We start from the raw sequence: 22,614 nt of genomic DNA, 5'->3' as shown, positions 1-22,614 counted from the left end.
CCTCTCACCACGAGAACCGCTCCTGATGAAGCTGGTTCGGCGGAAGACCGAGTCCGACGGCCGCCGCGCACACTGCATCCATCCACTGATCGGGTCCGCACACATAGACGTCGTACTGGCTGATGCCAGGGACGAGCTTCCGCATCGCGTCCTCGTCGGTCCAGGCCGCGGCGTTCTCGGGAAGCCACGACTGCCGGTTCCGGATCCGCCGGCCGAGCACGTAATGCACCGTGATGCCGCGGCGGCGGGCCAACTGGTCGAGCTCGTCACGGAACACCAGGTCGTCGAGATCGTGCGCCCGATACACCAGAACGGCGTCACCCGGTCGATAGGCGAGCTCCTCCAGCAAGGCCCGCAGCGGTGTGATGCCGATACCGCAGCCGAACATCGCGAGCTTGCCGGTGACTCGCCGCTCACCGGTCAGCCGGCCGTACGGTCCTTCGATGGCGACCTTGGTGCCCGGCCGCAACCCGGCCAGCCGGCTGCTTCCGTCACCGGCCGCCTTCGCGGTCACCCGCAGGCGATCGGGCGCGGGCGACGCCGACAACGAGTACGGGTTGCCACGCGACCATCCCGGGCCGTCGAGGAACCGGAAGACGAAGTACTGACCTGCCTGGACCGGCATCCGGTGCAGACCGCGACCGGCCAGCGTGACCGTCACCACTCCAGGACCTTCGCGGACGACCTCCCGGACCGTGAGCCCGTGCCGAAGCGTCCGCCAGACCGGCACGGCCACGCGATAGACCAAGATCGCAGCGAGCGCGACGGCGTACGCAGACCACCAATACACCCGCGCCACCGGCGAGGTCGTGAAGTCCGCGCCGGTCCAGATCTCGTGCGGCACGGAGAGCCCCACCCCGGCATACGCATACAGGTGCAGCAGATGCCACGACTCGTACCGCAACGCCCGGCGAGCCACCCGGACCGAGGTGACGACGACGACCGTCAGCGCGATGCTTCCCGCGACCGCAAGAAGCACTCCGCCGTACGTCGTGACGACGCTCCACGTCTCACGCAGCAGATTGTTGTGATCCCGGAGCGTGTATCCCCCGAGGATCAACCCGACATGGACCATCAGCAGGTTGAAGGACCAGAAACCGACCAGCCGATGTCTGCGGGCCAGCTCGTCCTGTCCGTAGCTCCGCTCGATCATCGGCACCCGCGCCATCAGGAACACCTGCACCAGCAACAAGTCCGCGGCCACCAGACCGGACAGCCGACCGAGCGACGTCAGCAGATCTGCCGGCCCGGTCGCGAGCAGCTGAACGCCTCGCCCGGACAACCAGAGGAGGATCACGATCAACGCGCTGCTCCAGCACAGAACGCCGATGGCGTCGCGCCACCAGACCGGCGTACGACGAGACCGCCGCCGGACATGCCCCATGCGATGCCCGCTCGTAGCCTGCTCGACACCTCGGTCCGTCATGCTACGACGATGCCCGCGGATTCTTAGGTTTTCCTTTGAGCGGGCTCTGCGATCGCTGGCAGGACCAGCTCGAACGTGGCGCCGCCCTCGCTCGGAGCCAGCCGGAGCTGGCCACCATGACGGTTCGCGACATCATGGGTGAGCGCGAGGCCCAGGCCGTAGTGTGCCCGGCCCGCGCGATGCCCGCCCGTGTCGAACCTGCGCAGCACCCGCTGTGCCTCCTCCGGCCCGATCCCAGGCCCCGTGTCGCTGACTGCCAAGATCACGTCCCGCCGATGCCGTCGTACGGCGATCCGCACCTCGCCGTCCGCCGGAGTGTGGTCGATGGCGTTGTCGACCAGTGCGATCGTCGCGCGGCGGATCGCACTAGCGGCACCCAGGACCAGGAGACTGCCCTCGTCCGCTTGCCACCGCAGCCGCACACCAGCCTGGTGCGCATGGGCTCCCGCGCTGTCCGCGACGTCCTCCGCGACCCGGGCGAGATCGACCGGGTCATGGTCCTCGGCGCCCCGCGGGTCGGCGGCGGCGAGCAGGTCGTCGACGACCTCACCGAGCCGCTTGGTGTCCTGGACGACGCCGCCCGAGTCGCGCAGGATCGCGTCGCTCGAGCTGCTGCGGCGCAAGGCACGGTCGAGCACCTGGGCCCGGGTGCTCAGCAACGTCAGCGGCGTGCGCAGTTCGTGGCCGGCGTCGGCCACGAACGACCGTTGCAGGGTGAGCGCCTGGGCCAACGGCCGCACCGCGCGACGCCCGATCAGGACGCCCAGCAGCCCGGCGAACAACAAGCCGAGGGCGGACGCGAGCCCCATCGCCTCGAGCAGCCGAGTGCGCTCCTGATGGGCCGACGCAAGATCGAGCACAGCCTGCACCGGCTTGCCCTTGATGATCCCGGTGGCGATGCGGTACTCACCGTCGTCGTTCTCCACCGTGGTCAGCCGGACCTGTTCGGTGGCGCCGGTGCGCATCGCGGCCAACTCGGGGAGCAGCTCGTCCGGCAGCCCGGGGGTGACCGTCGTACCGGCGGCGCCGGTCATCGCCAGCCACATGCCGGCGGGAGGATCGCCGACGTCGTCCGCCGTCGCGATCGCCGATCGGAGCAGATCGTCGGCCGCACCCGCCTGACCGCGGACCACGACGATCGTGACCAGAGCGATCAGCAGCAGCATCGCCAGGGCGACCAGAGCCGCGACCTGGACGGCCACGCCACGAGCGGCTCTGCGGACGAGGACCTCGTCACCGATCGGCCGCCCGTTCACGAGCTACCCAACCGGTAGCCGAGGCCGCGGACAGTACTGATCACTCCACGTCCGAGCTTCCGCCGGCAGTAATGCACATACGTGTCCACCACGGTGTCCGACTCCGCGTCGTCGAACACCCGGTCAAGGAGCTCACTCCGGCTGAACACAGCGCCGGGCCGCGCCGCCAGCAGAGCGAGCAACGCCGCCTCCCGCTCGGACAACTCCACCGTCGTGCAATCAACACGTCGTACCGTGCGTGAAGCGAGATCGAGGGAACCACCCGGGACAGCTAAGTGACCGGCGTGATCCAGGTGCCGGCGTAACAGCGCCCGCACGCGCGCCAGCAACTCCGTGAGCTCGAACGGCTTCGCCAGGTAATCCTCGGCGCCGGCGTCCAGGCCGTCGACCCGGTCCTCGGTCCGATTGCGCGCAGACAGCACCAGGATCGGCGTACTCACGCCACGGCTGCGCAGCCGGGCGATCAGGTCCAGGCCCTCGACAGCCGGCAGGCCGCGGTCGACGATCATCGCCTCGAACGGCCGTGTCAGCGCGAGATGCAGTCCGGCTTGACCGTCGCCTGCCCACGTCACGGCGTACCCCTCGTCGGCCAGCACCCGGTCGAGCAAGCCGGCGAGATCCGCATCGTCCTCGATCAGCAGGATCCGTCTGGACTCAGTCATCCCGCCGCCACTTCACCCAGGGGCCAGCCGGCCGTGGCAAACAGGTTGCCGTCAGCAAGGATCCCCAACCCTTCGTACCCGGGTAGCGCCGCGAGCACTCCGGGCCACTCCTCCCCCGCGACGAAGGCGGCAGTCGCAAGGACATCAGCGTACTCCAGCGACGGACCGCTCACCGACACCGACAACCACCGGGTGTCCACAGGATCGCCGGTCCGTAGGTCGTACAGGTGCGCACCTCTGGCCGCCGTACCGCTCGTCGCTACCGCTCCATCGCTCCGGGCGACGCTGGTGACCACCCGCCCGGGATCGCGCGGATCCTGGATTCCGACGGTGAACGGGAGGCTGCTCGGGCACAGCACCAAGACGTCGCCCCCGGCGTTCAGGCACCAGTCCAGGTCAGGGACCTCCCGCAGTCGCTCAGCCGCGCGCTCGACCGCCCAGCCTTTCACCAGCCCCGACGGGTCCCATCCACCGCCGGGCAGCTCGGCGTCGAACAGCCCGCCGGTCAGGTCACGAGCCCGCACACACCGCTCGCCCACCTCCCGTACGACCGGATCCACCTCGTCCCAACTCAGCTCTCCGCGCGCCAGCCGGCTGACCGCACTGTCGATCTTGTACGGCGAGAACATCCGATCAGCCTCGACCAGATCCGCGAAGACGTCCCGCACAGCGGCGTCCGCCCGCGCTGACTCTGCCTCCTCCCCACGGGCGAGAACACTGACCGGCAGACCCATGATCTGCTCGACCCAGCTCCGCCTCGACACCATGCGGCAACGGTACTTCCGAGCCGGAACCCCGCAGCTCACCTCCAGGCTGACGGGAGCAACCGGCGCGGCAGGAGATTCAGGACTCTCACAGTCAGCGCCATCCTCCGGGGCACCCAGACGATCGATCTCTGGGCCCGCACCGCCGCCGCGACCCTCTTGCCGACCCGCGTCGCCGTCGTCGCGAGGGGCGGCTTCGGCAGGTCGGCGGTCATCCGGGTCGCGACGAACCCAGGACGTACGACGAGTACTCGCACGCCGGTGTCCGCGGCCTGCCGAGCCAGTAGGACGGCAGTCGAGTCGGCGAGTTGTTTTCCCAGTGAGTACGCCGCGATCGACTGGCGCGGCCGCACCGCGGCCGCGGACGACAGCAGCACGACCTGCTCAGGTCTGCGCTGCACCAACGCTCGCAGCAGTAGCGACACCGACAGCCCGTTGACGATGATGCCGTCGGCGAACGAGTCCGACGTCATCGCACCCACAGCCAACACTGCGAGGCAGATCGGCTGCTCGGCGGAGGCGTGCGCGAGCATCCCGTCGACCTCGTCCGCGCGGAGGTTGGCGTCGTACCCCGCCGTCCTGACCGTGTAGCCCAGGTCGCGGAGCTTCTCCGCGTTCCACCAGAGCTCGCCGCTCGGCCGGCCGGCCAGAACAACGCGGCGCGGAGGTGGGCCGAGGAGTTCGGTGAGGACGGCCATGCCGATCTCGGACGAACCACCGACGAGTAGAGCGGTTCCAGCCGTCACTGCAACAGTCCCAGGCGCTCGGCCAAGGCGGATGTCCACCGATGTGCGGGATCGAGTCGGGCTTGGGTTCGTCGCCACGTCTCGAGCCGTGGATACATCGTCGGAATGCGACTCGGATCGGTGAGCACGTCCTTCGCGAGATAGACGCGGCCGCCGGCGGCGGCGACCATCTTGTCGATCGGGCGAAGGATCTCTCGGTCATGCAGCCAGCGGGCGGGCAGATCCACAGCGAGCGTCCAGCCAGGGATCGGAAACGACAGCGGCCCTGAGGTACCGAACCCGAGATTCTTGAGGGTGGCGAGCGCCGGGGTCATCCGGTGTGCCACCAGGAAGGTCAGGGCCTTTCGGAGTACTGACACCTCGCCTCGTGGGACAGCGAACTGGTACTGGATCAGGCCTGCACGTCCAAAGGCACTGGGCCATAACTCTGCCCGGTCCAAGGGGCAGAGCGCGGAGTGCAACTGAACGAGCTGCGCATTGCCGGATCGGCTGAGGTGCCAGCGGGCGGTCGAGGCGGCGACAATTGTTGCCTTCGACATCAGTCCCGGTCCCGGCAGCGACCGCCTGCCCCTTCGGGTCGAATGCTCCCGGCGTTCTGGGAACGGCGGTACGACGCCCGGCAGTTCCCTCGTTGTCGATGGCCGGAACTCGTCGACGATCCCGCGCCCCAGGCTGTCGCCTGAGGCATGCCCGTCCAGCCAGGCAATGGCATGGTGATTCGGATCGGTCTCCTGCCGGTCAGCCAGGGTGCGCAGTACCGAGACGGTCTGGTCGAGGGACCGTGTTCGGAGTCGATTCCGGAGTGCCCAGCCGGTCTCGATGTGCTGAAGCTGGATCGCCGCTTGCAGGATGACGCCGGTCAGGCCCATCCCCCCGATCGTCGCCCAGAAGGCATCGGGATCGCGTCCGGCCGACAGTTGGGTCACGGTCCCATCTGAACGCAGCAGGGCGAGCCAGAGGACATGCTGGCCGAACGAACCTGCGCCGGGATGGTTCTTGCCGTGGACGTCGCAGCCGATCGCACCGCCGACGGTGATTCGCTCCGTGCCTGGCACGACGGGCAACATCCACCCGAGCGGGAGGGTCTGCTCGATGATGTCCTTGAGCAGAGCGCCGGCCTCGACCACGATCACGCCGTTGCTCTGGTCGAACGAGATGATGCGGTCGCGGGCCGTCATGTCCAAGACGATGCCCTGCTCGGGCAGGCAGCGTCGCCGTAGCTCTTTCCCGCGCCGCGGACAGTGATTCTCTGTTCGGCGAGGACCAGGTCAACCAGCCCGCCGTCGGTGGTCGGCCGCCGCACCTGAGTCTGTCGGTGAGTCGTGCGTCCCCACCCAGTCAGCTCGCTGGTGCTGGAGTCTTCGGGGGTCATGATGCCGACGCTAGAGGCAAGGCACTGAGAGAGACCTGAGTCCGGTACGCCGCAACATGCCGCGCGACGACGTGTCCCCAGGTCATCGCTGGGTCAGTGGTGTAGTTGTGATCCTGCATACGTGACAGGAGGGCAGGGCTGGTGAGCAATGCTGCCGCTGCCTCCGCCATCTGCGCGTCATTGTCGACCAGATACCCCTCGACCCCGTGGCGGATGAACTCGCCGACTCCACCCGATGCCATCGCGATCACCGGCAGTCCGGCACACCTGGCCTCGAGGGCCGCAACCCCGAACGATTCCAGCTCGGCCGGCGCGAGGTAAATGTCCGCGGTGGCATAGAGCTGCTGAATCTCGAAGCGGGTCAGGCGTCCTGGAAGGTCGACCCAGCTCATGAGGCCGAGGCCGCGGGCCTCCGCCGCCACCGCTCTTGCTTGCGGGCCTCCGCCCACCACCATCGCCCGGACCGCGGTGCCGGCCGGCACGATCTCGCGGATCCGCGCCAGTGCTCGCAAGAGCGCTATCGGGCGCTTGCGTCGGGTCAGCCGCATGGTGCTGACGATGGTCAGTGGATGGCCCGGCCGCCTCAGTTGTCGCCAACGGTCAGGATCGACTCCGTTGTGCAGCACGTCGACCGACCCGTTCGGCAACGACCGGCGCAGTCTCTCGGCTACGACTCCACTCACCGCGGTCCACTTCGCCGGGCCGATGTAGCGGTCGATCTGTGCCATCGGCCATGGCATCGATGCGTTGGGCAACGAGTGCATGGTGATGATCGGAGCCACCGCGTGGCGGGCGGCCTGCCAGGACAGCGGAGAGAACAAGGAGGTGTGTGCGTGGACGACGTCGAAGGAGTCGAGCGCATGCCTGAGCGTGTCGATTGCAGCTGGCAACGGAATGCCTGCAAGCGACGGCAGGCGTACGACGGGCACATCACCCGCTGCCGACGACCCGTCAGTGGTGGTGAACACCGTGACGGCATGCCCGGCGCGAACCAGCTGGACGGCGAGATCGTGGACCTGCAGTTCGATGCCGCCCAGTCTCGGCAGGTAGCAGTCACTGACCAGCGCGATCCTCATCCGCTGACCGCGCCCAGATCGGCCGCATTGCGCCGGACCCGGTGCTGGCTACCCAGCCAGCCGACCAGTAGCACGCCGCCGACCGGGATCTCCATCAGGTAGGTGAAACCGCGGAACAGCAGGAACCCGGCCGCGACTCCGGCCGGGGCGCCGCCGAGAGCGACCAGAGCAGCGATCGTCCCGACCTCGACGACACCGGCTGCTCCTGGAGTGATCGGGACCAAGGTAAGCAAACGCTCGACCGCCAGCGCAGTGAACAGGACCGGTAGACCGAGGGAGACGCCGAGTACGTGGAAGCACAACCAGAGCAGAGCCAGTTGGAGCGCGAGATAGGCGAGCATTCCACCAGTCATCGGACGCCAGCCGGCGTGGAGCACCCGCAGGATCGAGCGACGTAGCTCTGGAATCCGGTGGGCCAGCCACGAGGGTCGGAAGAGTCCGATCAGCTTGTCGAACGCGCCGCCGACCGCCGTGGCCGCATTCTGGTCGGCGAGGATCCAGACGACCGCCACTACCGCGACGGGGACCGGAAGGAACAGGAGGCTCGCCGACCCGAAGGCCCGCGCGCTGTGCAGGATCGGAATCATCGCCAAGGCCACAGCTATGACGCCGAGTTTGGAGACGATGTTCAGCAGGGTCGTGACGGCGAGGAAGCCTCCGAACGCGCCCTGGCTGAAGCCCCAACGGCGGACCATCGCGAAGTTCAGGCCAGTGCCGGCCGCGCCGCCCAACGGAAGTACGCTCGCGACGGCGCTGCCGGTCAGACTCAGCGTCAGGCCGCGGCGTTTCGTCAGTCCTGGCAGGGACGCGGCCAGGACGAACGAATGTGCCCAGAGTCCCGCGATCCAGAGTATCGCGAGGGCCACCAGCGCACCGGCGGAGATGCGGCCGAGAATGGAGCCGACCTCGGCCCAGGTCGCCCCGACAGCTCGCGGTAGGAACACGACAAGCGCAGCGGTCCCGAGCCCACTGAGCAGAGATGTCACCACCCGCAGCCAATACGCCTTGGCCACCTGCTGCCTCCGTCCGTTTCCTTCGTAGCCAGATCTCTTGAGGTCAAGACTGGAAGGCGGGCGCTGAGAGGGTGCTGAGAGCAACTGGGTCGACTTGTGGTGGCGTGCGATCCTCACCACATGGCGTTTACGCTGGTCGCCTTTCACGCGCACCCGGACGACGAGGCGCTACTGATGGGCGGGACGTTGGCCCGGCTTGCCGCGGAAGGGCATCGGGTCGTGCTGGCGGTCGCCACCGACGGCGAGGCTGGTGCGGCCGCTTCGTCGTACCGGTCGGCTGGACGGCTGGCGTCGTACCGGCGAGATGAGCTGGAGCGGTCGGCGGCAGCGCTGGGGTGTGCGCGGGTCGTGCGGTTCGGCTTCTGGGACTCGGGATCGACGGGTCCGGTGGCAGACGGTGCGTTCAGCGGTCTCACGGTCGAGGAGGCAGCGGCACCGTTGATCGAGCTGCTGCGGGCGGAGCAGGCCGATGCATTGACAATCTACGACCCGGCCGGCGGGTATGGGCATCCGGACCACAAGCAGGTGTACGCGGTCGGCGTTCACGCCGCCGCGAACGCCGGTACGCGGTTGGTGCTCGAGGCAACGATCGACCGGCGGCTGATCCGTCGGCTGGTGCGGGTGGTCGAGGCGATTCCCGGCGTACTGCCTGCGGTACGGGCGGCGGATTACGACCGCGCGTACTCCCCCGCATCGGCGATCACCCACTGTGTCGACGTACGCGCGTACACGGACCAGAAACGGCGATCCTTCCAGGCTCACGCCAGTCAGGCGAGCTCGGACGATGGGGCACGGACGCTCGGGCTGCTGCTCAAGCTGCCCCAGTGGCTGTTCCGGCGCGTCCTCGGGCGGGAGTGGTACGTCGAACACGGCCGAACCCCTGGTAGTCGGCTCGACGACATGTTTGCGACGCTCCGATGAGCAGCTCTCAGCGGACTCTCAGCGGGCGACGATGAGACTGACACCATGCGAGTGCTGATGGTGGAGGACGAGGTCCGGCTGGCCGAGACGGTCCGCCGCGGTCTCAGTGACGCCGGGTTCGTGGTCGAGCTGGTGCACGACGGCGAGGACGCGGTGTGGGCGGCAACCGAATACAGCTACGACGTGATCGTGCTGGACATCATGTTGCCGAAGCTGAACGGGTACAAGGTGCTCGAGCAGCTGCGGGAGCGTGGTGTGTGGACGCCGGTGCTGATGCTGACCGCGAAGGACGGGGAGTACGACCAGACCGACGCGTTCGATCTCGGTGCGGACGACTACCTGACCAAACCGTTCAGCTTCCTCGTCCTCATCGCCCGCTTGCGGGCGCTGATCCGGCGCGGCGGTCCGGAACGGCCGGTGGTCCTGGCCGCCGGCGATCTGACCCTCGACCTCGCCCGCAAACGAGTCGAACGCGCCGGACAGGAAATCACTCTCACCCCACGCGAGTACGGCCTGCTCGAATACCTGATCCGCCACCGCGGCGATACCGTCAGCAAACTCGAGATCCTCGCCAACGTGTGGGACCCCGCCTTCGACGGCGACCCCAACGTCGTCGAGGTCTACATCCGCTACCTCCGCCTCAAACTCGACGCCCCCTTCGCCCGCCACTCCGTCGAAACCATCCGCGGCATGGGCTACCGCCTCGACCCCGAGGGCGGCTGACCGTGACCGAATCCCGGATCCTTGGTCACCGCCCCGAACAGCACTCGCTTGCTTTTGCGGTCCCGATTGCCGGCTTGGCGATTGCAGTTGCCGGGACGATCGGTACAGCCATGCTGGCGGACTCAGCGACGGAGAAGGACGGGTGGGCCGGCTACGACCTCGGCCTCACCAAGCATCTGGTCGGGATGCGCACCTTCGAGCTGACCGACCTCGCCAGGGCCCTGACGTTCCTCGGCGACGTGCCCGTGGTGTGTCTGCTCACCGTGTTCACGGCTTCACTGCTCTGGCGTGTCACCAAGCACCTGCGGCCATCCGTCCTGCTCCTGACCGCGATCGCCGGCTCCGGCGCGCTCACCTATGCCATGAAACTGTTGGTCGCGCGCCAGAGGCCAGGGCCTAGCTATGTGCTCGGCAGTATCGACACAAGCTACTCGTTCCCCTCAGGCCACACCTTGGATTCGACAGCGTTTCTCCTGACGCTGGCAGGTCTGCTGTGGATGAGTGGTGCCCGGTTGATGTTGCGGATCGGGGGCGGCCTGATCGCCGTACTGCTGAGTGTGGGGATCGGACTCAGCAGGCTCTATCTCGGATATCACTGGGCAACCGACGTACTCGCTGGATGGCTGCTGGCCATCACGTGGCTCAGCGTCCTGGCAACCTGTGCGCACCTGACGCGTGGCCTGCGATTGTGGCCCTCGAGAACACTTGATCACGCGTGACCGATCCCAGCTCGGAACGAGCGCGACCGGTGTCGGCTTGGCGCAAGCCGAACCTCGGACTGCGACGCGCCAGTGTGCGGAGCAGGTCCACCGCTGCTGCGGTGATCGTGGTTGCCGTGGCGATGGCGCTCGGAGCCGCGGTACTACTCCTCCTCCTGCAACGCGCTCTCATCACCGGGGTGTCCGATGCCGCGGATGCGCGAGCAAGCGAGGTTGCGAACCAGGTCGCCGAAGAAGGTACCTCCGGCTTGTCCACGGATCTCGCGACTACCACCCGGCAGACGCAGCTCATCCAGGTGGTCGATCCATCAGGCCGGATCCTCGCTGCCTCCTCCGCACGAGTAGACACGAGGCCCCTGACCACTCTCCGTCCCGCGCCCGGCGTACTCGAGCGCGCGGAGGTCGGCAAGATGCCGCTGCTAGACGACGACCACTCGTACCTGATCGTCGCGCAGGGAGCGTCGTACGGCGGCCAGACGTACACAGTCGTGATCGCGTCCTCGATCGAGACGCAGCGGGACACTGTGGCCACGGTGGCGAAGTATTTGCTGGTGGGGTTCCCGGTCCTGCTGATCATCGTCGGGGTGGCCGGATGGCTCCTGGTCGGGCAGGCACTCAGGCCGGTCGAGCGGATCCGGTCCCGCGTCCAGGGGATCGGGGCCACCGACCTCTCCCAGCGAGTTCCGGTGCCGGCGACGCAGGACGAGATCGCGCGACTCGCGACCACCATGAATCAGATGCTTGACCGGTTGGAGGCAGGTCAGGCAACACAGCGGCGGTTCGTGTCGGATGCAAGTCACGAGCTCCGGTCACCCCTCGCCACCCTCACCGCAGCGTTGGAGGTGGTCGAGGCCGACACCACCGGACAGGCCTGGCGCGAACTGCAGCAGGTGATGGGTGCTGAGACCGAGCGGATGCGACGATTGGTCGAGGACCTGCTCCTGCTCGCGAAAGCCGACGACACCGGCCTGCGCATGCAACACACCGATGTCGATCTCGACGACCTGGTCGCAGCCGAGATCCAGCGGCTGCGCAGTTCAGTGCCCGACATCGCCGTGACCGGAGATGTTCATCCCGTTCGCGTGGTCGGCGACCCGGCCCGACTCAGCCAGTTGCTTCGGAACCTCGTCGACAACGCCATCCGCGCCGCCCACACCACCGTCCGCCTGACCGCGGCAGCGAAGAACGGGTCCGCGATCATCTCTGTCGAAGACGACGGCGACGGCATCCCGGAGGCCGACCGCCTCCGCGTCTTCGAACGTTTCGTCCGCCTCGACACCAGCCGGGCCCGTGCCAGCGGCGGCTCCGGACTCGGCCTCTCGATCGTTCTGGAAATCGCCAAGGCCCATCGAGGCACCATCACGCTGACCCCTGCCCCCACCGCAGGCACCATAGCCACCGTGGCCATCCCCCACGCCCGCTGAGTCTTCGCGTTTCAGGCCAGATACAGGCCGGCTCCCACCAGTACAGACCAGCAGAGGCCCGCAACAACGAGCACCCGGTCGCGGAACAGCTCATGCTCGGGGAGTTCGCCGCGTCCGGTGGACACCAAGAGGCCGTAGCGCAGTAGGCAGGTCAGGAACGGCAGGAAGGACACGACCAGCAGCTGACGGAACACGTCGTCGCCGAGATACTGGAATGCCCAGAGCCCGTAGGACATGGCAGTCCCCAGCATTGCGACCGTGGTCAGCTGGTCGAGCCAAGCCGAAGAGTACGCGGCCAACACCGGCCTGCTCCGCGCGTCCGCCGTCGCGGAGCCGCGTTCGGCGCGCCGCTTACCAGCCACCAGGAAGAGTGCGCCGAACAGAGAGACCAGCAGGAACCAGTTCGAGACCGGCACCCGGGAGGCCGCCGCGCCGGCCGCGGCACGCAGCACGAATCCCAGGGCCACAAGCACCACGTCGACCACTGCGACATGCTTGAACCCGAACACGTAAAGGAGCTGCGCAGTCAAGTACGCCAGGCCGAGCGCCAAGGTCGGCAGGCCCACCTGCGCGGCGAGGACGAGGCCTCCCAGTCCCAGGCACGTTCCCCAGACCAACGCGACCGTCGGACTCAGCGCACCCGACGCCACCGGACGAAATTGCTTGCGCGGGTGACGCCGATCGTCCGGTGCGTCGCGTACGTCGTTCACCGCGTACACCGCGATCGAGAGCATCGTGAACGCGACAGCAGCGACTGCCGCACGAAGGAGCACCTGCGGACGATCGATCAGCCCGGCGGCCTCGGGAGCAGCGAAGAGCATGACCGCCTTGTGCCACTGCTGCGGTCGGCTCAGTCTCAACAGTGATCTACCGCGGCCAACCTTGAGCGCGACGTCCGGCCGATTCTGGACTTCGGTCATCGGGCGACCACTGAGAAGTAGTCACGTTGATCATCGACCAGATAGCGATCCGGCGGCGAGGTCATCGAATCCAGCAGACGTCTACTGGTGATCTGACCGTTGGCCTGTGGATACTCGATGTCAAAGCTGACCATGGCGGCGTGAATGTCCAGCTCCATACCTTCCTGGATCCCCGCCTGCTGCATCGCGGCGGCGAGGCTGCCAAGCGTCAGACCCCGCCCGGCAATGTAGATGAGGTTGCCTTTGGCATCGGTGCCGAGGCCGGATCGCCAGGTGTACTGGAACTGACTTCGTACACTGCCCCACCGGCCGTTGGCGTTGGTCGTCAGACCGTCCACGATCTTGCCGCCAACAATCACCGGATCGAGATTCTGTCGCACAGCAACGACTTCCGGCCCCATCCGTACGGTCTTGTTCCACGCACCGATCCGTACGACTCCACTCTTGTCGATGACCACCGAGGCCCTGCCGTCGACGAGGGGCACTGCATGCGACTCCGTGGTCCACCAACCGCCATGCGAGTCACTCATCTTGAAGCCGCCGTTGAACGTGGCCACCAGACTCTTCCTGTCCTTCGCCGGCACCGAATAGCCGTCCCGGGAGGCCATTCCGACGACAGGCTCTCGGGTCCCCGGCATGAGCCGCACCCTGTCGGCCGTCTGCGGCATGAGCGCAGCCGCCACTGTCACCGGGAGGTGAGCGCTGTCAGGGCGAAACCAACTCGTCCACAAGAGAGTCCTGCCGTTCTTTCCCTGCCGTCCAGGAGTCCATTCACCCTCTCGTGGCAGTGGCGGCGCCTCCGGAAGACGCTTGATCGTGGGGAGTTGCGATGCCTTGCGCTCCGAATAGGTGCCATGGGCAAACGTCGGAATGTCCTGGGGTTGTCCACCAGCCGGAGGCGCCTGACGCGAGTACTTCCACGTCTCGATCGTGTCGATCACCGGTCCTGCGCCATGGTCGCGGACCCACTCGACGGTTCGGACCGCGAACGATGCGTTTCCTGGATAGAGCAGCGCCCGTACATAGGACACGATCGGAACCACGAGGACCAGGCAGACACCAAGCGCGATCCACCGGCGTCGCCGCCGCCTCCTGGCCTTCTCGGCTGGTGTTCTGGACTTCATGAAGCCAGTAGACCGACGACCCGCTGAGAAGAACCGGAGAGACGACCGGGAGCAAGTCTTCGCACCGTCCTCAGCGGATCCTCAGCGGGCTCCGGCGAAACTGGGATGTGATGTCAACGGACAAGGACAGCGCGGCCCGGCACCGGTACGGCGTACTCGTCGCGAGCGCGGCCGTGGTGGTGACTGGGACGCTCGGGCTGATCGGCTTGGCCGACGCGGCGACCGAGTCCGACGGGTTGGCGGCGTTCGATCCCGAACTGACAGCTGAAGCAGTGTCGCACCGGACTCCTGTTCTCACCGCTGTCGCTCAGGGGCTGACCTTCATCGGCAATACACCCGTCCTCGTCACCCTGACGCTGGTCACGGCATTGATCTTGTGGCGGTGGACCCGGACTCTGGGAACGCCTGCCGTGCTGTTGCTGGCGATGATCGGTTCATCAGCCTTGTCGAGTGGATTGAAGCTCCTCATCGGGCGCGCACGACCAGACGTCACGGTCGTCCTTGGTCCGGTCTCGAACACCTTCGCGTTCCCGTCCGGCCACGCCCTGAACTCGACGGTCTTCTTAGTCATCGTGGCCGCGCTGGTCTGGGCGAGAATCCGGTCGCTCCGGATCCGGACCGCGATCCTCGCCGTCGCGGTGGTGATGAGCATCGGCATCGGCCTGAGCCGCGTCTACCTCGGTTACCACTGGGCTACCGACGTACTGGCCGGATGGACGGTTGCAGTCGTCTGGCTGGTGATCGTCCTGAACGTCGCCTCCTTCGCTCGATCACATTGGGACCAAGCAAGACCACCGTCGGGCGATGTTGCCACAGGCAATGGATAACGGCAGCATGCTGACGGATCCGCGCACAACGGGGCTAGCTGTCGCCCCCGCCGCCATGTCCGCCGCCGTCGTGGCCGCCGTGTCCACCTCCGCCGTTGCCGCCACCGTCGTACCCACTATGGGCGCCGCCCCAGCTGTCGCCCCAACTGCTGTGGCCGCCCGACTGCCCGTCGAATCCGGAAAGCGCGATGAAGCTGGCGCCTTCTCCCGCACTGGCGAAGTAGCCCTGGCCGTACGGCGCGAACGCCCGGCCGGCCTCCCAGTACGGAACCTGACGTGAACCGACTTGTACGTACCGGATCTCCGGCTGGTCACCGATCCCGACGCGGGCAGCGTCCTGCGCACACGCCGGCACCGTGCGCGTCCCATGCCTGGGCTGGGTCCACACCACATCGGTAGTCGACGGACCATGCTGAGGATTGAAGAAACAAGGAACCCGACGAACCGGTACGGCGACGCCGGCGACCCGAGCGCGCACGCAGGTGATCGCATACCGCCCCGTGGCCAACGTGTCGGTGATCGTGCTGATCGCCTCGGCCGATTGCAACTCTTTGACCGACACCTGTGCGGCGTCGTACGCATCGAGCGCGGCCTGGTAGTCAAGCCGGGTCGCGGCATCGAGCTCCCGACCGTCGACCTCCACACCCAGCCGGGAGAACTCCTCACCGAGCAGCGTGACGTCTTCGTCGGCGATCTTCCTGATCTGGCTCACGTCCGCGATATCAGCACGCCGCACCGCCCGGCGGTCCCACAGTTGCCGGGCACCGAGCGCTATCCCCACCGAACACCAAGAACAACAACCACTCCATCTATCGACAGTACGCTCGAAACGCCCCGGTGGCGGTTGCGGCCGCGGGCAATCACCGACGCCGAGATCCTCTGCCGAGCTATCGGCTGTCTGGGAACAAGGACAGCCCCATGACGTGCGGCCCGCGTCAACGGTCGATCGCGCTGCTGGTGTTTGGGTGGGTGAGTCCGAGGTCGTAGGCGAGGATGACGGCCTGGATCCGGTCCCGGGCGCGGATCTTGGCCAGTACGTGTCCGACGTGGGTCTTGACGGTGGACTCGGACAGGGTCAGGCGATCCGCGATCTCTGCGTTGGTCCAGCCGCGGCCGACTGCGACCAGGATCTCGCGTTCGCGGTCGGTCAGGCTTCTCAGTTCGGGATTGTCCTGGGGGTCGCGAGGGCGGCTGGGGAGATGGTGGACATACGCATCGAGCAGTCGTCGGGTCAGCGCCGGCGCGATGATCGCGTCTCCGGCCGCGACCGCGCGGATACCCGCCAGCAGTTCCTCCGGCCTGGCGTCCTTGAGCAGGAAGCCACTGGCCCCTGCGCGTAGCGCGGCGTGGGCGTACTCGTCGAGGTCGAAAGTCGTCAGCACGAGGACCCGCGACCGACCTCCGTTGGCGACGATGCGACGGGTTGCCTCGATGCCGTCCATGCCTGGCATCCGCACGTCCATCAGGACCACGTCGGGGCGAAGTTCGGCCGCCTGGCGCACAGCTTCGGAACCAGTCGCGGCCTCGCCGGCGACCCGGGTGTCGGGGACGGACTCCAGCAGCATCCGGAAGCCGAGCCGTTGCAGCGGCTGGTCATCCACGATGAGCACCGTGATCATCAGTCACCTTCGAGTGAGTCGGTGGGCGGATCGAGTTCGAGTTCTGCCTGGAGAGTCCAGCCCCCACCGGGCACTGGACCCGCAAGCACGGTCCCGCCGTACATGGCTGCGCGTTCCTTCATTCCGACGAGGCCGTGTCCCTCGCCGACCGACCGTTCCAGCCGCCCGCTGCCGGTAGGCGGACCCGAGTCCCGCACACGGATCTGCAACTGGTGCTCCGCGATGTTCAGCCACACCTCGGCCTGCGTCTGCGGTCCGGCGTGCTTCAGAGTGTTCGTCAACGCTTCCTGCACAATGCGGTACGCCGTGAGTTGGATGCCACGATCCGTCGCATCCACGTCACCGGTCGTTCGGTAGGTGATCGCCGGACCCGCCGCCCGGGTTCGGCGACACAAACTGTCGATGTCGGCGATGCTCGGTTGCGGGCTGAATTGCGGTGCGTCATGCTGTTCACGCAACGCTCCTAGCATGCGGCGCAGCTCCCCCATCGCCTGACGCCCGGTCTCCCCGATCAACCCGAGCGCCTCGGCCGCGCGATCCGGCGTCGCGCCGGCGGCATAGGCACCGCCATCGGCGAGCGTGATCATCACGGACAGATTGTGGCCGACGATGTCGTGCATCTCACGAGCTACCCGGGTGCGCTCACCAGCCGCGGCAAGCTTGATCCGTTGGTCGCGTTCGACCTCCAGCCGGGCGGCCCGTTCTCGAAGTCCCGCGAGCTGAGAACGCCGGATTCGCACCGCCAAGCCGAGAGCTGTGGCCGCAGTGGCAGCGCATACCAGGAAGAACAATCCCTCTGCTGCCGACACCACGGCGGAGATGCGGATCGCTACCACCGTCAGGACGACCGCGACGATGCCGGCAGCAGCGAGCAGGCTGCGCAGTTGCCCGTGCAACGTCAAGCTGTACAACGCGATGAGGAGCGCGATGTCGGCACGCAGCCACGCGCTCTGGGACCACTGGATCAAGAACACCACGGCGATGACACCGAAAGCTGCGAACGGCGCGCGCCGCCGCCACAACAGCGGCAGTATCAGTCCAGCTTGGAGAACCAGCATCCCGGCCAGCGGCAATGGCGAGAAGGTGCCATCGAGCTCCCTCGGGCCGCTGTCGCCTCTGACCAGGTCAGGCAGGCAGAACAACACGAACGTCATGGCCACAATGCCTGCGTCCAGCACCCACGGATGCTGCACATCCGCCTGCCGCAGCCGCTGCGCGATCCTGGTCATCCGGACGACCAGAGGATGCCTCCAGAGCGGATCCAGCTCGGCCGCGCTCGGGTAAGGATCCGCGCCGGACGTGGCGTTGACGGTCACAGGTGTCACCCCTCCATTGTGTGCCGACACCGAAATCGCCACCGCCGCCGTCAGGCGTCCGAGCGGGCCAGTCGCCAAGCAGCTCCTGCCAGTGCCAGGGCGGTCCAGGCAAGGAAGACCAGGAACCCGATCGCCGGCGTCAGCGTGTGCGCCTGGTGATGCAGGTCGAACATCGACTGACCCGCGACGCTGGGCAGGTAGGGCTGAATCGCCTGACTCCACGACTTCGGAAGCAGCGAGATCAACCCGGGAATCAGCATTAGGGAGGCAACCAGGACCGAGATGCCACCGGCCACCGATCGCAGCAAGGCACCCAGAGCCGCGCCGATCACGCCTACCAGGCCCAGGTAGAGGGCGGCACCCAGAAGACTGCGTAGGACGCCCGTACTCGAAAGCGTCAGGGCCGCCTGTGTGCCGGAGACGATGCTGCTGCCGGCGAGGAAGGTCACAACCACTCCGACCACGCCGAGAACGAGCGCAACCAGGCCGAACACGACCGACTTCGACCAGAGCACCGGAAGCCGGCGAGGAACAGCCGCCAAGGTCGAGCGGATGGTGCCGGTGGAGTACTCACCAGCCGTGACCAGCACTCCCAGTACACCCAGTGCCAGTTGCGCGAGAGGTACGCCGAACAGCGACAAGCTGAGTGCGGTCGCGTCGGCGAAGTCGGGGTCCATCTGGCGTCCAGAGGTGACGCTGCTCTTGTAGCGCGCCGCCGCGATGATCCCGAAAGCCACCAGGAACAGCAACGCCAGTGCCAACGTGATCCAGGTCGAGCGAAGAGACCACAGCTTGGACCATTCGCTGCGCAGCACGCGTCGCCCGGTCACCCGATACGGCGGTCGTGTCGCAGGCGCGGCGTCTCCTGAGGACGGCCGGACAGGGGTGGTGACGCTCATGCTGCACTCCTGTTGATCTCGGCGGTCCCGTGGTAGTCGACCGAATCCTTCGTGAGTTCCATGAAGGCCTCCTCCAGGGAGACTTTCTTGGCCGTGAGCTCGAACAACGCGATACCCGCCTCGGCGGCCTTGAGCCCGATCGAGCGTGCCGTCAGGCCGGTCACCTGCAGCTCCTCCGAGCCTGTCTGTCCGGTGATCTCGACGCCTGGACCAGCCAGGACCTCCCGCAGACGCCCGGGATCGGCGGTGGCAACGGTCACTGAGCTGCCATCGGTTTGGCGAACCAGCTCCTCGACAGTGGTGTCGGCCAGCAGCCGACCACGCCCCACGATGATCAGATGGTCAGCCACCAGGGCCATCTCGGTCATCAGGTGCGACGAAACGAAGATCGTGCGGCCTTCAGCCGCCAGGCCGATGAGGAGGTTCCGGATCCACAGCACACCCTCCGGGTCCAAGCCGTTGACCGGCTCGTCCAGCATCACGGTGGCAGGGTCACCGAGGAGAGCGGCAGCGATGCCAAGCCGTTGGCCCATTCCGAGCGAGAATGCGCCGGCACGCTTCTTGGCCACGGACTCGATGCCGGTCATTTCGATCACCTCGTTCACCCGGCGGCGCGGGATGCCGTGGGTGTAGGCCTGCGCCATCAAGTGGTCGAACGCGGACCGACCCGGGTGGATGGACTTCGCCTCCAGCAGCGCGCCGACTTCCTGCAGGGGTGCGGAGTGTTCGCGGTAGCGGCGTCCGTTGACGGTGACCGTCCCTCCGCTCGGGCTGTCCAGACCGATGATCATCCTCATGGTCGTGGACTTTCCGGCTCCGTTGGGACCGAGGAATCCCGTCACCGTCCCGGGTCTGACGGTGAAGTCGAGCCGATCCACGGCCGTCGTCTCGCCGTACCGCTTGGTCAGTTGGTGCGCCTCGATCATCGCGTTCGTTCCCTCGATCACGGGCGCCGGGTGCCCCGGCCGCCTCGTTGTCCACGCTAGAAGGACGAAATCGGGCACCCGTGGTACCAGCGAATGATTTAAGGCAGCGACGTCGTACCGTGGTACTACACGCAGGAACAACCCGGACGGGTTTCCCCGCGCCGACCTCGCACAGCGACCACCGCTCCGCTGCTCGCGGACTGACCAGGTTTGCGGTTAGGGCAGATGCCGATTGATCCGCTGCAGCAGCGGGCCGACGACCGGTAGGCGATGCCACCCGTGTCTGATCACCCACTCGCGCGCTCCACGCACCCCGTCCCGCAGCCTTACCCCCGGCCCTGTCCGCAGCTCATCCTCACGCTCGGCAGCCCGCCGCTGCAAGTAGCGGGCGCACCCCAGACAGACGCCGACCTCAGGTGCATCCCCAGCCGCACCAGGTCACGCTCGTCGAACTCGCCACCGCAGCACCAACACACCGGCGCCGTCGGCTGAAACGTCTCCTCAGCAGCGGTCACACCGCCATCATCCGCCCACCCGGACGCCACAGCCACCACCGATCAGCGTCAACGTGGATTGACGACATGGGCGTGAACGTCGAGGAGAGCCGGCGACTGATGGATGCCGCAACGAGCCCGAGGTCGCGCTGCGACACAACGCTCACCTCAGCCGATCCGGCCGGCGCGCTGCGGACGCGACCTGCGCTAGCGATCAGACAGGGCCGGGAGGCGGGTTTCGAAGGTGGCACGTCCGGTGATCCTGATGGTGCCATGATGGCGCTGGACGACTTCGGCAACGATCGCAAGGCCGAGCCCGGTGCCGCCGGTGACCCGGGAACGCGCGGTGTTGAGCCGGACGAAACGGTCGAACACCCGGATCCGGTCGGCCGACGGGATCCCCGGACCGTCGTCGGAGATGGACAGTCGTGAGGTGTCTTCGAAGCCGCGCGTCTGATGGATAGGCGGCTTCCCATCACCCGCCGCGCACCGAGCGGGACATGCCGATTCCAGGAGCCCTCAAGGATGACCGACCCCGGCATACGTTCAACCCGAGGACGAAGCGAAACCAGACGCGGGCAACGCCAGAGCGAACAACAGCGCCTGCATCCGTCCGAGGTTCTGCCCGATCGCCCTCCGACACTACGAACCCCATCACCGCGGCAGTGGCCGGCCTGGAAGCACGGCAGGATGGCCTCGGTCGCGCGCGTACGCCGGGTCATGGCCAAGGCCCAGCGCAGCCTCACCGAACCGCAGGCTGACGTACGCCGGTACACCCTCGGGAGGGAACTGATACACCTGCTCCCCACCGAGGACCTCGGTGTAGAACGGCAACAACCGCGGCAGATCAGCACTGACCACGATGGGGAACACGGTCTCGACGATCATCACAACACTCCTCACTCGAACAACTAGCCTCCATCCAGTCTGACGAACACGCCTCCCCCAGATCGACACCACTCCGACCGGCCTTGACGCACACAAGGCATCGACGATCCGTCCAGCTAAAGAGTCGAGGCGCGCCCGCCTCGCTTCCACCCCCGACCGTGGCGGCAGGCTACCGGTCGACCCACGCCCTTCCGCTACGCCTGCGCGGCCGGGTTCTCGGCGTACTCAGTCTGTTCTGCGTCGAACGCGCCACCCTCAGGGACGCCGACGTCGCCATCGTCGGGCTGCTACTAGAACGCACAACGAGGTCTTCGAGGCCGACACCCGCCGACGACACTCCTGGTGCCACTACCACTCCCCGAACACCTACGAAGCCCTCCACCCCGCTACGCTCCCGTCAGCGGCGTAATCCACCCACCGTGTCCATGAACCGGGGGTAAGGCCCGCCGCACTACTCGTGCGCACCGCCTGCGGTCGACACCTCAGACTCGACACCGACTGGCCCTGGGCTGCTGACCTCGCGGCCGCGTTCGGCAGGCTCCGCAGCGCCCCTTGGCCAGCCACCTAGCCCGAACGGCCGTCCCTACAACCCCGAGGACCCGGAACCCACCCGGCGCGACAACCGGGCCCGCCGCATGCCACCACCCCGACCAACCGCACCTCAACCACACACGCAGCAACGTTCAACGACACACCGGACCGGCATGAAACCTTCGAGGCTAGTACGGCAGCCGTAGTTCGTGATCTCTGGTCGCGGTGGCTTGTCGGCGCTGGTAGTGGCTGGTTCGGGCGCGGTGTTGGTGTCGGCGTCTCCAGGTCGACCAGTGCAGCCGGTGTCGCAGGTCTCGGATCGGCTCGACGATGAGTGTGTTGAACAGGCGGTGGATCTCGTTGCAGGTCAACGCGATCAGGCCTGGTGGGGTTGAGGTTTCGGCTCGTTCGGTCGCGGCGAGGACGGCTAGGAGGGCGTAGGCGAGCATCGCAAGGATGGTCCAGCGGTGCCAGCTGGTCCAGCGGCGGACCTGGTGCTGGTCGAGTCCGGTGAGGGTCTTGCTGGCTTGGAAGGATTCCTCGATCGTCCAGCGGCGGCCGGCGACGCGGACCAGTTCGCGCAGCGGCACCGGTGTCGGTGACCAGCAGCGGTAGTAGGCGAGCTCGCCGGTGGCGTTGTTGCGGCGAATCAGCAGCCACCGCTGCCCTTGAGCGTCACTGGGCACTGCCCCCGGTTCGGGTTCGATGCTGATCCAGGCCCAGTCGTAGAGACGCGGCCCCTTGGAGCCGGCACCGGCCGACAGCCGCTGCCATGCCTTGCGGGGCAGGCTGGCGGCGAGCTTGTCGGCGCGGATCTTGCCGACGCCGGTGCGGGCCGGGTGGCTGCAGGCAACCGCGAGCACATACCCGATGCCCCGATCCTCCAGGGCCTTACGCAGGTTCGGGTCTGCGCCGTAGACCTCGTCACCGGCGACCCAGCGCGCGGTCACGCCGGCGTCCAGGGCGCG

23 protein-coding genes are annotated in these 22,614 nt (G+C 67.2%); 5 read left to right on the top strand and 18 right to left on the bottom strand.

Annotation, left to right across the window (positions count from 1 at the left end; genetic code table 11):
* Positions 1–4: 4 nt before the first annotated feature.
* The 8 genes from ACFPJ1_RS38760 to ACFPJ1_RS38725 form a co-directional block, all read right to left on the bottom strand.
* The gene (locus ACFPJ1_RS38760) at positions 5–1,426 is read right to left on the bottom strand and encodes a ferredoxin reductase family protein (protein ID WP_380111327.1); all 1,422 of its coding nucleotides are present in this window, start codon (positions 1,424–1,426) and stop codon (positions 5–7) included.
* A 23-nt stretch (positions 1,427–1,449) separates the two neighbouring features.
* On the bottom strand, positions 1,450–2,682 hold the full coding sequence (locus ACFPJ1_RS38755) for a sensor histidine kinase (RefSeq protein WP_380111326.1): 1,233 nt from the start codon (positions 2,680–2,682) through the stop codon (positions 1,450–1,452).
* Positions 2,679–3,344, bottom strand: coding sequence for a response regulator transcription factor (locus ACFPJ1_RS38750; RefSeq protein WP_380111325.1), 666 nt, complete (start codon positions 3,342–3,344; stop codon positions 2,679–2,681). Before ACFPJ1_RS38750 ends, ACFPJ1_RS38755 begins: the two co-directional genes overlap by 4 nt.
* The gene (locus tag ACFPJ1_RS38745; RefSeq protein ID WP_380111324.1) at positions 3,341–4,111 is read right to left on the bottom strand and encodes an FAD:protein FMN transferase; all 771 of its coding nucleotides are present in this window, start codon (positions 4,109–4,111) and stop codon (positions 3,341–3,343) included. The genes ACFPJ1_RS38750 and ACFPJ1_RS38745 overlap by 4 nt, the downstream gene beginning before the upstream one ends.
* A 35-nt stretch (positions 4,112–4,146) precedes the next feature.
* On the bottom strand, positions 4,147–4,854 hold the full coding sequence (locus tag ACFPJ1_RS38740; RefSeq protein WP_380111323.1) for an SDR family NAD(P)-dependent oxidoreductase: 708 nt from the start codon (positions 4,852–4,854) through the stop codon (positions 4,147–4,149).
* Positions 4,851–6,044, bottom strand: coding sequence for an FAD-binding oxidoreductase (locus ACFPJ1_RS38735; RefSeq protein ID WP_465261105.1), 1,194 nt, complete (start codon positions 6,042–6,044; stop codon positions 4,851–4,853). Before ACFPJ1_RS38735 ends, ACFPJ1_RS38740 begins: the two co-directional genes overlap by 4 nt.
* Positions 6,045–6,222: 178 nt before the next feature.
* On the bottom strand, positions 6,223–7,302 hold the full coding sequence (locus ACFPJ1_RS38730; RefSeq protein ID WP_380111321.1) for a glycosyltransferase family 4 protein: 1,080 nt from the start codon (positions 7,300–7,302) through the stop codon (positions 6,223–6,225).
* The gene (locus ACFPJ1_RS38725; protein ID WP_380111320.1) at positions 7,299–8,315 is read right to left on the bottom strand and encodes a lysylphosphatidylglycerol synthase domain-containing protein; all 1,017 of its coding nucleotides are present in this window, start codon (positions 8,313–8,315) and stop codon (positions 7,299–7,301) included. Before ACFPJ1_RS38725 ends, ACFPJ1_RS38730 begins: the two co-directional genes overlap by 4 nt.
* Positions 8,316–8,435: 120 nt before the next feature.
* Here ACFPJ1_RS38725 and ACFPJ1_RS38720 point away from each other — a divergent pair, with 120 nt between their 5' ends.
* The 4 genes from ACFPJ1_RS38720 to ACFPJ1_RS38705 all read left to right on the top strand — a co-directional run bounded on the left by ACFPJ1_RS38720 (position 8,436) and on the right by ACFPJ1_RS38705 (position 12,102).
* The gene (locus ACFPJ1_RS38720) at positions 8,436–9,236 is read left to right on the top strand and encodes a PIG-L deacetylase family protein (RefSeq protein ID WP_380111319.1); all 801 of its coding nucleotides are present in this window, start codon (positions 8,436–8,438) and stop codon (positions 9,234–9,236) included.
* A 45-nt stretch (positions 9,237–9,281) separates the two neighbouring features.
* Positions 9,282–9,959: a response regulator transcription factor gene (locus tag ACFPJ1_RS38715; RefSeq protein WP_380111318.1), complete on the top strand. Its 678-nt coding sequence runs from the start codon at positions 9,282–9,284 to the stop codon at positions 9,957–9,959.
* 74 nt (positions 9,960–10,033) lie between these two features.
* Positions 10,034–10,678: a phosphatase PAP2 family protein gene (locus ACFPJ1_RS38710; RefSeq protein ID WP_380111317.1), complete on the top strand. Its 645-nt coding sequence runs from the start codon at positions 10,034–10,036 to the stop codon at positions 10,676–10,678.
* 29 nt (positions 10,679–10,707) lie between these two features.
* Entirely contained in the window at positions 10,708–12,102 is a 1,395-nt protein-coding gene (locus ACFPJ1_RS38705) for a sensor histidine kinase (protein WP_380111315.1), read from the top strand.
* Between the two features lie 11 nt (positions 12,103–12,113).
* Here ACFPJ1_RS38705 and ACFPJ1_RS38700 read toward each other — a convergent pair whose 3' ends face one another.
* Together ACFPJ1_RS38700 and ACFPJ1_RS38695 are read right to left on the bottom strand one after the other, a co-directional pair.
* Positions 12,114–13,022 (bottom strand): decaprenyl-phosphate phosphoribosyltransferase, encoded by a 909-nt coding sequence (locus ACFPJ1_RS38700; protein ID WP_380111313.1) that lies wholly within the window; start codon positions 13,020–13,022, stop codon positions 12,114–12,116.
* Entirely contained in the window at positions 13,019–14,146 is a 1,128-nt protein-coding gene (locus ACFPJ1_RS38695) for a phosphodiester glycosidase family protein (protein WP_380111312.1), read from the bottom strand. Before ACFPJ1_RS38695 ends, ACFPJ1_RS38700 begins: the two co-directional genes overlap by 4 nt.
* Positions 14,147–14,256: 110 nt before the next feature.
* Here ACFPJ1_RS38695 and ACFPJ1_RS38690 point away from each other — a divergent pair, with 110 nt between their 5' ends.
* Complete coding sequence (locus ACFPJ1_RS38690; protein ID WP_380111311.1) at positions 14,257–14,973, top strand: phosphatase PAP2 family protein; 717 nt, start codon at positions 14,257–14,259, stop codon at positions 14,971–14,973.
* A 34-nt stretch (positions 14,974–15,007) separates the two neighbouring features.
* Here the strand turns inward: ACFPJ1_RS38690 and ACFPJ1_RS38685 are convergent, their stop codons facing one another.
* The 8 genes from ACFPJ1_RS38685 to ACFPJ1_RS38650 form a co-directional block, all read right to left on the bottom strand.
* Positions 15,008–15,685: a hypothetical protein gene (locus tag ACFPJ1_RS38685; protein WP_380111310.1), complete on the bottom strand. Its 678-nt coding sequence runs from the start codon at positions 15,683–15,685 to the stop codon at positions 15,008–15,010.
* Positions 15,686–15,908: 223 nt separating this feature from the next.
* Positions 15,909–16,592, bottom strand: coding sequence for a response regulator (locus tag ACFPJ1_RS38680; RefSeq protein ID WP_380111309.1), 684 nt, complete (start codon positions 16,590–16,592; stop codon positions 15,909–15,911).
* Complete coding sequence (locus ACFPJ1_RS38675) at positions 16,592–17,917, bottom strand: sensor histidine kinase (RefSeq protein ID WP_380111308.1); 1,326 nt, start codon at positions 17,915–17,917, stop codon at positions 16,592–16,594. The genes ACFPJ1_RS38680 and ACFPJ1_RS38675 overlap by 1 nt, the downstream gene beginning before the upstream one ends.
* Positions 17,918–17,958: 41 nt before the next feature.
* Positions 17,959–18,807: an ABC transporter permease gene (locus ACFPJ1_RS38670; protein ID WP_380111307.1), complete on the bottom strand. Its 849-nt coding sequence runs from the start codon at positions 18,805–18,807 to the stop codon at positions 17,959–17,961.
* Complete coding sequence (locus ACFPJ1_RS38665; protein ID WP_380111306.1) at positions 18,804–19,874, bottom strand: ABC transporter ATP-binding protein; 1,071 nt, start codon at positions 19,872–19,874, stop codon at positions 18,804–18,806. Before ACFPJ1_RS38665 ends, ACFPJ1_RS38670 begins: the two co-directional genes overlap by 4 nt.
* Positions 19,875–20,434: 560 nt before the next feature.
* Positions 20,435–20,647, bottom strand: coding sequence for an ATP-binding protein (locus tag ACFPJ1_RS38660; protein ID WP_380111354.1), 213 nt, complete (start codon positions 20,645–20,647; stop codon positions 20,435–20,437).
* Between the two features lie 234 nt (positions 20,648–20,881).
* On the bottom strand, positions 20,882–21,115 hold the full coding sequence (locus ACFPJ1_RS38655; RefSeq protein ID WP_380111305.1) for a hypothetical protein: 234 nt from the start codon (positions 21,113–21,115) through the stop codon (positions 20,882–20,884).
* A gap of 719 nt (positions 21,116–21,834) precedes the next feature.
* The coding region (locus tag ACFPJ1_RS38650) for an IS701 family transposase (RefSeq protein ID WP_380111304.1) at positions 21,835–22,614 on the bottom strand (780 nt) is incomplete at its 5' end.

The sequence above is a fragment of the Kribbella qitaiheensis genome (assembly GCF_042657745.1).
GTDB classification, from domain to species: domain Bacteria; phylum Actinomycetota; class Actinomycetes; order Propionibacteriales; family Kribbellaceae; genus Kribbella; species Kribbella qitaiheensis.
Note: the sequence above shows the minus strand (reverse complement) of the source record. Positions and strands in the feature narration are given on the sequence as shown.